The organism is Staphylococcus schweitzeri (genome assembly GCF_002902405.1).
Lineage (GTDB): Bacteria > Bacillota > Bacilli > Staphylococcales > Staphylococcaceae > Staphylococcus > Staphylococcus schweitzeri.
This window is the reverse complement of record NZ_PPQS01000048.1, coordinates 86,594-95,716: the sequence shown is the minus strand read 5'-3', so window position 1 is coordinate 95,716 and position 9,123 is coordinate 86,594. Positions and strand designations below refer to the sequence as shown.

The 9,123-nt window shown below is 32.8% G+C and carries 11 protein-coding genes; 7 read left to right on the top strand and 4 right to left on the bottom strand.

Annotated features, from left to right (window positions below):
- From CD116_RS14025 to sdgA, 3 genes are all read left to right on the top strand, one after another.
- Positions 1-446, top strand: a 446-nt coding sequence (locus CD116_RS14025; protein WP_240625135.1) for a hypothetical protein, incomplete at its 5' end; no start/stop codon positions are given.
- On the top strand, positions 443-598 hold the full coding sequence (locus CD116_RS14020; protein WP_240625133.1) for an LPXTG cell wall anchor domain-containing protein: 156 nt from the start codon (positions 443-445) through the stop codon (positions 596-598). The genes CD116_RS14025 and CD116_RS14020, both read left to right, overlap by 4 nt.
- Before the next feature lie 117 nt (positions 599-715).
- Positions 716-2,182 carry a serine-aspartate repeat adhesin O-glycosyltransferase SdgA gene (gene sdgA, locus CD116_RS12220; protein ID WP_047550167.1) on the top strand — a complete coding sequence of 489 codons (1,467 nt, stop codon included), beginning with the start codon at positions 716-718 and terminating at the stop codon, positions 2,180-2,182.
- 124 nt (positions 2,183-2,306) lie between these two features.
- Here sdgA and sdgB read toward each other — a convergent pair whose 3' ends face one another.
- The 4 genes from sdgB to CD116_RS12195 form a co-directional block, all read right to left on the bottom strand.
- Positions 2,307-3,797: a serine-aspartate repeat adhesin O-glycosyltransferase SdgB gene (gene sdgB / locus CD116_RS12215; RefSeq protein ID WP_047550163.1), complete on the bottom strand. Its 1,491-nt coding sequence runs from the start codon at positions 3,795-3,797 to the stop codon at positions 2,307-2,309.
- 285 nt (positions 3,798-4,082) lie between these two features.
- Positions 4,083-4,961 carry a GTP cyclohydrolase FolE2 gene (gene folE2 / locus CD116_RS12205; protein ID WP_047427808.1) on the bottom strand — a complete coding sequence of 293 codons (879 nt, stop codon included), beginning with the start codon at positions 4,959-4,961 and terminating at the stop codon, positions 4,083-4,085.
- Between the two features lie 12 nt (positions 4,962-4,973).
- Positions 4,974-5,639: a bacillithiol biosynthesis deacetylase BshB2 gene (bshB2, locus tag CD116_RS12200; RefSeq protein WP_000129068.1), complete on the bottom strand. Its 666-nt coding sequence runs from the start codon at positions 5,637-5,639 to the stop codon at positions 4,974-4,976.
- Between the two features lie 13 nt (positions 5,640-5,652).
- Complete coding sequence (locus CD116_RS12195) at positions 5,653-6,015, bottom strand: YojF family protein (RefSeq protein WP_078101733.1); 363 nt, start codon at positions 6,013-6,015, stop codon at positions 5,653-5,655.
- A 276-nt stretch (positions 6,016-6,291) separates the two neighbouring features.
- Here CD116_RS12195 and nagB point away from each other — a divergent pair, with 276 nt between their 5' ends.
- From nagB to CD116_RS12175, 4 genes are all read left to right on the top strand, one after another.
- Entirely contained in the window at positions 6,292-7,050 is a 759-nt protein-coding gene (gene nagB / locus CD116_RS12190; RefSeq protein ID WP_047530163.1) for a glucosamine-6-phosphate deaminase, read from the top strand.
- A 75-nt stretch (positions 7,051-7,125) separates the two neighbouring features.
- The gene (gene hxlA / locus CD116_RS12185) at positions 7,126-7,758 is read left to right on the top strand and encodes a 3-hexulose-6-phosphate synthase (protein ID WP_000422865.1); all 633 of its coding nucleotides are present in this window, start codon (positions 7,126-7,128) and stop codon (positions 7,756-7,758) included.
- Position 7,759: 1 nt separating this feature from the next.
- Positions 7,760-8,308, top strand: coding sequence for a 6-phospho-3-hexuloisomerase (hxlB, locus tag CD116_RS12180; protein WP_047550158.1), 549 nt, complete (start codon positions 7,760-7,762; stop codon positions 8,306-8,308).
- A gap of 112 nt (positions 8,309-8,420) precedes the next feature.
- Positions 8,421-9,068 (top strand): HAD family hydrolase, encoded by a 648-nt coding sequence (locus CD116_RS12175; RefSeq protein ID WP_047550154.1) that lies wholly within the window; start codon positions 8,421-8,423, stop codon positions 9,066-9,068.
- Positions 9,069-9,123: the final 55 nt, after the last annotated feature.

Below are 9,123 nucleotides of genomic sequence, written 5' to 3'. Positions count from 1 at the left end.
GGATCATGATGATTTCACAATTGATAACGGATACTTCGAAGAAGAAACATCAGACAGCGACTCAGATTCAGACAGCGACTCAGACTCAGACAGCGACTCAGATTCAGACAGCGACTCAGACTCAGACAGCGACTCAGACTCAGACAGCGACTCAGATTCAGATAGTGACTCAGATTCAGATAGTGACTCAGATTCAGATAGCGATTCAGATTCAGACAGCGACTCAGATTCAGACAGCGACTCAGATTCAGATAGCGACTCAGATTCAGATAGCGACTCAGATTCAGACAGCGACTCAGATTCAGATAGTGACTCAGATTCGGACAGCGACTCAGATTCAGACAGCGACTCAGACTCAGACAGCGATTCAGATTCAGACAGTGACTCAGACTCAGATAGCGACTCAGACTCAGATGCAGGTAAGCACACACCTGTTAAGCCAATGAGTACTGTAAAAGATCATAATAATAAAGCAAAAGCATTACCAGAAACAGGTAGTGAAAATAACGGCTCAAATAACGCAACATTATTTGGCGGATTATTCGCAGCATTAGGTTCATTATTGTTATTCGGTCGTCGTAAAAAACAAAATAAATAATATTACTTCATCCAGGTCCTTGTGACCTGGTTTTTTATGATTACACATGCATTGGATGTATTTTTCATATAAAATAAACAATAAAGAGACGGAATAAAACTTATATGAGGCGATAATATGAATTACATTTTAGGAACAATTTTAGAAAGTAAAATTACAGGTGTAGAAAAAGCACAAATAAATAGACTGAAGTTGTTCAAACAACAAGGCATATCCTCAAAATGTGTATATGTTAAATGGAACCCTTATTCATACAATTATGCAAAGCAACATCAGATTGAAAATGATGTGTTCACAATGTATGACTATTTTCAAAAAGCAATTAATTATAAAAAGACAAAGCAAGTTAATTGGTTACAGTATTGGGAAAAGTTCTGTAGGTACACATTGAAATTTGTTGAAAATTCTAACGATGTCAGAATATATGATGAAGAGCAATTTATAATGTATGCCCATTTTTTAGATAAACAGTATCATCAATTAAACTATGTGAATTATTTTGATCATCAAAGAAGAAAAGTTAAACGTGAATTGTATGATGGAAGAGGATTTTTAAGTTGTTCTCGAATTTTAGGTGAAGGACAACGAATTGTACTCGAAAATTATTATACTCCGAACGGGGAAATCGTCATCCAAAAATATTTCGATGATATAAAAGGGAAAAATACGCTCACAAAGGTCATCTTAAATGAAGAGCAACATCACCAATTTTTTGATACAGAAGATGAATTAATTCAATATTTTCTTTATCAATTATGTAAAAATAATGACCAAATCATATTAGATCGTCCACACGAATTAGGAGATATAGTTGCAGGGCTAGGCAAAGAAATTCCAGTGATCGTAGTTCTTCATAGTACACATTTATCAGGTAATAGTATAAAAAGTTTTTATAAAACAGTGTTTAATCATTTAACACGTTACAAAGCGATTGTTGTATCAACAGAAAAGCAATGCCAAGATATTTCACAATATATTGAAAATAAAATACCAGTTATCAATATTCCGGTTGGCTACGTGGCAAATTTAAAGCATCAATTTGACATCAATCAAAAGGAGAAAAATCATATCATATCAATTGCTCGCTTAGTTGAAAATAAACAAATTAAACATCAAATTGAAGTGATTAAGCAATTAGTAACAAAGCATCCCAATATTCAATTGAATATTTATGGACATGGAAATAGTTTGTCAGAATATCAACAACTTGTTGAAGATTATCATTTATCGGAGCATGTTAAATTTCATGGCTTTAAGACGCATATTAATGAAGAAATTGCTAAAGCAGAACTTATGTTATCTACGAGTAAAATGGAAGGTTTTGGCTTAGCGATTTTAGAGTCACTTTCAGTAGGTACACCAGTGATCAGTTATGATGTAGATTATGGACCATCTGAACTTATTCAAGATGGTTTTAATGGCTACCTTGTCCCTCAAGGCGACATCAATCAAATGGTTGGAAAAGTCGACCAATTATTAAATAATAAACAAAAGTTGCAACAGTTTTCGATTAATAGTATAGAGTATGCACAGCAATTTAATGAGACAAATGTTAGTAATAAGTGGCAAAAAATTTTAAACTAAGTCAAAATGAAAAAGCATTTTCCTAGAATTATCTCTTTAACAATCCGCAGTTCATACGAACTTACATGTTTTGTTAAATTACATAGGAAAATGCTATTTTTTTATAAAACGATGTACTTTAATTCTATATGAGACGAACAAATTGATCCCATTGATTAATTAACGACGCTTTGCTATATTGTTGAGCCTTAGTCAAACTACCTTTAGATAGCCTTTGCTGCACTTCAGGATGGTCGATGACATATTTTACTTTTTCAAATAACGCATCTTCATCATTTTTAGTAATTAAATAACCATTGAAATCAGGCGTAATCAATTCGCTAGGTCCATATTTAATATCGTAACTTATAACAGGAACGCCATGTGCTAAAGATTCAAGTAGCGCTAAAGAGAAACCTTCCATGTTACTTGTTATTAAACTCAAATAGGCATCGCTATATTCTTGGTCTAGATTGCTTAAAAAGCCGCGTAAGTAAACATGATTTTCCAATCCATATTTTTGTATCAATTCATTTAATTTTTTACTTTCAGAACCAAAACCATACATATGAAGCTCTATTTTGGGTACAAACGGTACTAGGCGTTTAATTAATTCAATTTGTTGATGTAATTGTTTTTCAGGTGAGTAACGAGCAACGGAAATTAATTTTACACTATGCTGATCTAATGTTTGGACTGGTGTATCAATGGTTTCACTATAGCCGACAGGAATATTAACAACTGGAATAGTATGGTTAATACGTTTTTCAACATCTAATTTTTGCTGCTCAGTAGAAACGATAATGGCACGATATCGAGATAAATTTTCAAACATCGCTTTATATACATTTTTAAATGGTGATGAATCTAATGCATCAATATTTTTAATATGTGTACTGTGAAGCACAGCTACTACTGGTATTGACTCAGGTGTTAAATTGAAAATAGGTGCTGTATACACATTACGATCACTGAAAAATAAATCTCCATGGTGATATAGCTGTTTAATGAAAAATGCTCCTAATTCCGTTTCATTATTAAAGAAATATTGTTTGTTAGCATAGTAAACAATTATTTTTTGTACTTCTGGTTTGTCATCTTTGTAGGAAAAATATTTTTCTAATTTTGTGTCACCCTCTGGGTTATAGAAAAATTCACACAATGTTTGTTGTTTATCAACAAGGATTCTACTACAACTTAAAAAGCCACGCACATCATAAAAATCCCGTTTTACTTTTCTTCTTTGACTATCAAAATGATTCACATAATCTAATATACGATATTTAGGATCTTGAAAATGGGCATACATTAAAAAACGCTCTTGATCATATATTCTAAAGTCATGACTATTTTCAACAGGTTTTAAAGTATAATGACATTCATCAGTCCAATATGACAACCAATCAAATGCTTCATTGCGTTCTAAATAAGTTGCTTCTTGGAAGAAATCATACATATTAATATAGTCAGAACTAGTGATATAATTTTGGGCATTTCTATATAAAAACCTATTCCATGACAGAAATACGCATTGCGCAGGTCTTCCCATTTCTTTAAATAAATTTAAACGATTAATAATTGCTTTCTCTATTCCAGTTAAATTAACACCTAAACTATTACCTACAAAATAATTCATTTACAACACCACTTATGTCTATTTTTTATAATTATATCACATAATATTTAATTACTTCTTTTAACTGGAAAATGTGTTTACATATAAAATAACAAGTTTTGATATTTATAATTGTCGTAGTTATTCAGTCAACTACGGCCAATATACCATTGTAGAGCTTAGGATATTGATTTATGACTCAGGAACATCAAATGAGAAGATTTATAAAAGAGATATATATATAACTCTAGGAGGTATAATAAAAACGCGCAACTACTGTTACGCGTTTGAATTATTCATATGATACTATTTGCGATACTTTAATTTAGCGAAAGCATCATGTTGATGGATAGACTCTTCATTACGACATTCGATATCGAAACCGTCTAACCAGTCAAATTCAACTAAGTCCGCGGCAATTAAACGAATTAAGTCTTCGACAAAACGTGGATTTTCATATGCACGCTCTGTCACACGTTTTTCATCAGGACGTTTTAAAATAGGGTATAGAATTGAACTTGCATTAGCTTCCATTGCATCTAAAATTTTGTTTTTATAGTCATCAACTATGTCTTGATCTTTATTAATATATGTTTTAACAGTGACAACACCACGTTGGTTGTGGGCAGAATATTCACTTATCTCTTTTGAACAAGGGCATAACGTTGTAACAGTTGCTTCAATAGTAAGTTCTTTACGTGTAACTTGATTTCCGTCAATTGCTAATCCATAAGTGACATCGGCATTACCAACTGCTTTAATATTTGTGGTTGGACTATAGCGATCAAAGAACCATTTTCCAGAAACATCAACGCCTGCCGCATTTTGTTTCATATTCGTTTGTAAAGTGCGTAATACCTGATAAAGTGTATTAAATTCAAGTTCAATACCATTATCATAGTGCTTTTCAACACTTTCAATAATACGGCTCATGTTAATACCTTTTTCGTCTTTTGTTAAACTTGTTGAAAAACTAAATGTGCCAGCTGTTTGATACTGGTCAACAAGTACAGGGTACACTAAGTTTTTAATACCAACTTCTTCTATTTCAAATAAGAAATCTTTATGTGTACTTTGTAAATCTGTCATTTCGTTCTTAGTAGTAGGTTTCGTGCCTTCAATAGGGTCTACGGAACCGAAGTGTTTCCAACGACCTTCTCGTGTCGATAAATCAAATTCAGTCATTATTTTCCTCCGTTAAGATTTAAAGTGATATGTCCAATATGGCTCGACTGTTAAAAAACTGTGTTGTTTACCATCGATTTCAGGACTTGCTAATTGTTTTAAAAATGGGCCTGTTTGAGAAGCATGTGCTTCAAATGCCTTAATTTTAAGTTCTTTAAAATCTGTAATATCATTTTGGATATCAGGTTCTCCAAGTGCTTCGGTTGCATCATTACTGAACGCAACTAAAGTTAAACGAGGACGTTCTTCTTTAGGCATGCGTTCAACCGTTCGAATTACAGCGTCTGCTGTTGCTTCGTGATCAGGATGTACTGCATATCCAGGATAAAATGAAATAATCAATGATGGATTTGTATCATCGATTAAAGATTTAATCATACCATCTATATGTTCATAGGGTTCAAATTCGACAGTTTTGTCACGTAAACCCATTTTTCTTAAATCAGTAATACCAATAACTTTACAAGCTTCTTCTAGTTCACGCTCACGAATACTTGGTAAAGATTCACGTGTTGCAAATGGGGGATTACCTAAATTTCTGCCCATTTGTCCTAGTGTTAAACATGCATATGTTACAGGTATGCCTTTTTGAATATAACTTGCTAAAGTACCTGCAGATGAGAAGGTTTCATCATCAGGATGTGGAAATATTACTAATACATGTCTTTCGTCAGTCATGTTGATGCCTCCTCTATAAATTAAATGGTCGCTCACTAATTTGAAGTGCTGCAGCAAGTTGACCTTCGTAATTAAAACCTGCAATTAAAAATTCATCATTCTCATTGACCTCAAAATGCGTTAGACCTTGTACATAAACCCAACCACCATTTGATAGTTTAAGACCAATGCGATAAGGTTCTTTATTGCCACCTTTTAGTTGTGCATGCGTATATGTTACTTGTATATTTCTTAAAAATGTACCAGCATTAAAAACACGTTGATCGAAATGGTTTGCATAGGCACCATTTGTTGTTTCAACATGCAGATACACAGGTTTATGTTCATAAGAAGCAAGTAAATCTAAAACTTCTTGTTCTTTTATTGGTTCCAACACGTTCACTCCTTACACTATCAATGTGTTTATCTTTCTATTTTACTAAAAACTATTCAATAATTGTATACGATTGCTCAATTATTTATAAATTAATTTTTGGGAAGGGGAATTACTATGAATAACACAATCGTTCATTATCATCTTTGCTTGCTTTTAAAAATCAAAAATTTGTTGGAATTTGAAAAGTGTTAAACATTAAAAATGATGCTATATTAATGGTGTATGAATGAATTCATAAGTTTTAAAATGTATTAAATTTGTGGAGGCATGTAAACAATGAAAGTATTAAACTTAGGATCAAAAAAACAAGCATCATTCTATGTTGCATGTGAGTTATATAAAGAGATGGCATTTAACCAGCAATGTAAACTTGGATTAGCAACTGGTGGGACAATGACAGACTTATACGAACAACTTGTTAAGTTATTAAATAAAAATCAGTTAAACGTAGACAATGTATCCACGTTTAATTTAGACGAATATGTAGGTTTGACCGCATCACATCCGCAAAGTTATCACTATTATATGGATGACATGCTTTTTAAACAATATCCTTATTTTAATAGAAAAAACATACACATTCCGAACGGAGATGCCCATGACATGAATGCGGAAGCATCAAGATATAATGACGTTTTAGAACAACAAGGTCAACGTGATATTCAAATTTTAGGTATTGGTGAAAATGGTCATATTGGATTCAATGAGCCTGGTACGCCGTTTGATAGCGTCACTCATATCGTTGATTTGACTGAGAGTACAATTAAGGCTAATAGTCGATATTTTGAAAACGAAGATGATGTTCCAAAGCAAGCTATTTCGATGGGACTTAAGAATATACTTCAAGCTAAACGTATCATTTTACTCGCGTTTGGTGAAAAGAAACGAGCAGCTATTACACATTTATTAAATCAAGAAATTTCTATTGATGTACCAGCCACATTACTTCACAAACACCCAAATGTTGAGATATATTTAGATGACGAAGCTTGTCCTAAAAATGTTGCGAAAATTCATGTTGATGAAATGAATTGATTGCAATGTTTAATTAAGAATCGCCTCGGGAAAGTTTCCAATAGATAGAAAAAAGCATTGGAAGGATGATTTATAGTGGAATTACAATTAGCAATTGATTTATTAAACAAAGAAGACGCGGCTGAGTTAGCAAATAAAGTAAAAGATTATGTAGATATCGTAGAAATCGGTACGCCAATCATTTACAACGAAGGTTTACCAGCAGTTAAACATATGGCAGACAACATTAGTAATGTAAAAGTATTAGCAGACATGAAAATTATGGATGCAGCTGATTACGAAGTTAGCCAAGCAATTAAATTTGGTGCTGATGTAATTACAATTCTAGGTGTTGCTGAAGATGCATCAATTAAAGCAGCTATCGAAGAAGCTCATAAAAATAATAAACAATTACTAGTTGATATGATTGCTGTTCAAGACTTGGAAAAACGTGCAAAAGAATTAGATGAAATGGGTGCTGACTACATTGCAGTACACACTGGTTATGATTTACAAGCTGAAGGACAATCACCTCTAGAAAGTTTAAGAACAGTTAAATCAGTAATTAAAAATTCTAAAGTGGCAGTAGCAGGTGGAATTAAACCAGATACAATTAAAACGATTGTTGCTGAAAATCCTGACCTTGTAATTGTTGGTGGCGGAATTGCGAATGCAGACGATCCGGTTGAAGCAGCAAAACAATGTCGAGCGGCTATTGAAGGTAAATAATATGGCTACTTTTAGTAATTATCAATTAATTCTTGATGAATTAAAAATGACTTTGTCACATGTTGAAGCGGATGAGTTTTCAACGTTTGCGGACCAAATACTAAATGCTGAACATATATTTGTAGCTGGCAAAGGTCGTTCAGGATTCGTAGCAAATAGCTTTGCAATGCGATTAAATCAACTCGGCAAACAGGCACATGTTGTTGGAGAATCAACGACACCTGCGATTAAGTCGAATGATGTATTTGTAATTATCTCTGGTTCAGGTTCTACGGAACATTTAAAATTGTTAGCAGATAAAGCGAAATCAGTAGGTGCTGATATCGTATTAATTACCACAAATAAAGATTCTGCAATAGGTAATCTAGCTGGAGCGAATATCGTTTTACCTGCAGGCACAAAATATGATGAACAAGGTTCAGCACAACCACTAGGAAGTTTATTTGAACAAGCATCACAATTATTTTTAGACAGTGTCGTGATGGGGCTGATGACTGAGATGAATGTGTCAGAACAAACGATGCAACAAAATCATGCTAATTTAGAATAAATAAATGATAGTCGATAATATTATGTTTCTATGATAATATTATCGATTATTTTTTTATTCAAATATTAAATTATAGTATAATATTATTAATAAACGAATAGGGGTGTTATTAGTGAAGTTTGATAATTATATTTTTGATTTCGATGGCACATTAGCAGATACGAAAAAATGTGGTGAAGTAGCTACACAAAGTGCATTTAAAGCATGTGGCTTAACAGAACCATTATCTAAAGAAATAACGTATTATATGGGAATACCTATTGAAGAATCATTTTTAAAATTAGCAGATCGACCATTAGATGAAGCAGCATTAGCAAAGTTAATCGATACATTTAGACATACATATCAATCTATTGAAAAGGACTATATTTATGAATTTGCGGGTATAACTGAAGCCATTACAAGTTTGTATAAGCAAGGGAAAAAGCTTTTCGTGGTATCTAGTAAAAAAAGTGATGTACTTGAAAGAAATTTAACAGCGATTGGATTAAATCATTTAATTACTGAAGCTGTTGGTTCTGATCAAGTAAGTAAATATAAACCGGATCCTGAAGGCATACATACGATTTTGCAACGCTATAATTTAAATAGTCAACATACTGTTTACATTGGAGATTCAACATTTGATGTTGAGATGGGACAACGAGCTGGTGTACAATCGGCAGCAGTAACTTGGGGTGCACATGATGCAAGATTATTACTTCATTCGAATCCTGATTTTATTATCAATGATCCATCAGAAATAAATACAGTATTATAAAGTGTATAAAGTGAGGTATTTACACGCTCAAATTAAAAGAAATTGATAGACAATT

Coding starts and splice junctions, on each gene's coding strand:
- CD116_RS14020 (WP_240625133.1), top strand. CDS start 443: ATGAGTACTGTAAAAGATCATAATAATAAAGCAAAAGCATTACCAGAA.
- hxlB (WP_047550158.1), top strand. CDS start 7,760: ATGGCTACTTTTAGTAATTATCAATTAATTCTTGATGAATTAAAAATG.
- folE2 (WP_047427808.1), bottom strand. CDS start 4,961: ATGACTGAATTTGATTTATCGACACGAGAAGGTCGTTGGAAACACTTC.
- sdgA (WP_047550167.1), top strand. CDS start 716: ATGAATTACATTTTAGGAACAATTTTAGAAAGTAAAATTACAGGTGTA.
- bshB2 (WP_000129068.1), bottom strand. CDS start 5,639: ATGACTGACGAAAGACATGTATTAGTAATATTTCCACATCCTGATGAT.
- nagB (WP_047530163.1), top strand. CDS start 6,292: ATGAAAGTATTAAACTTAGGATCAAAAAAACAAGCATCATTCTATGTT.
- sdgB (WP_047550163.1), bottom strand. CDS start 3,797: ATGAATTATTTTGTAGGTAATAGTTTAGGTGTTAATTTAACTGGAATA.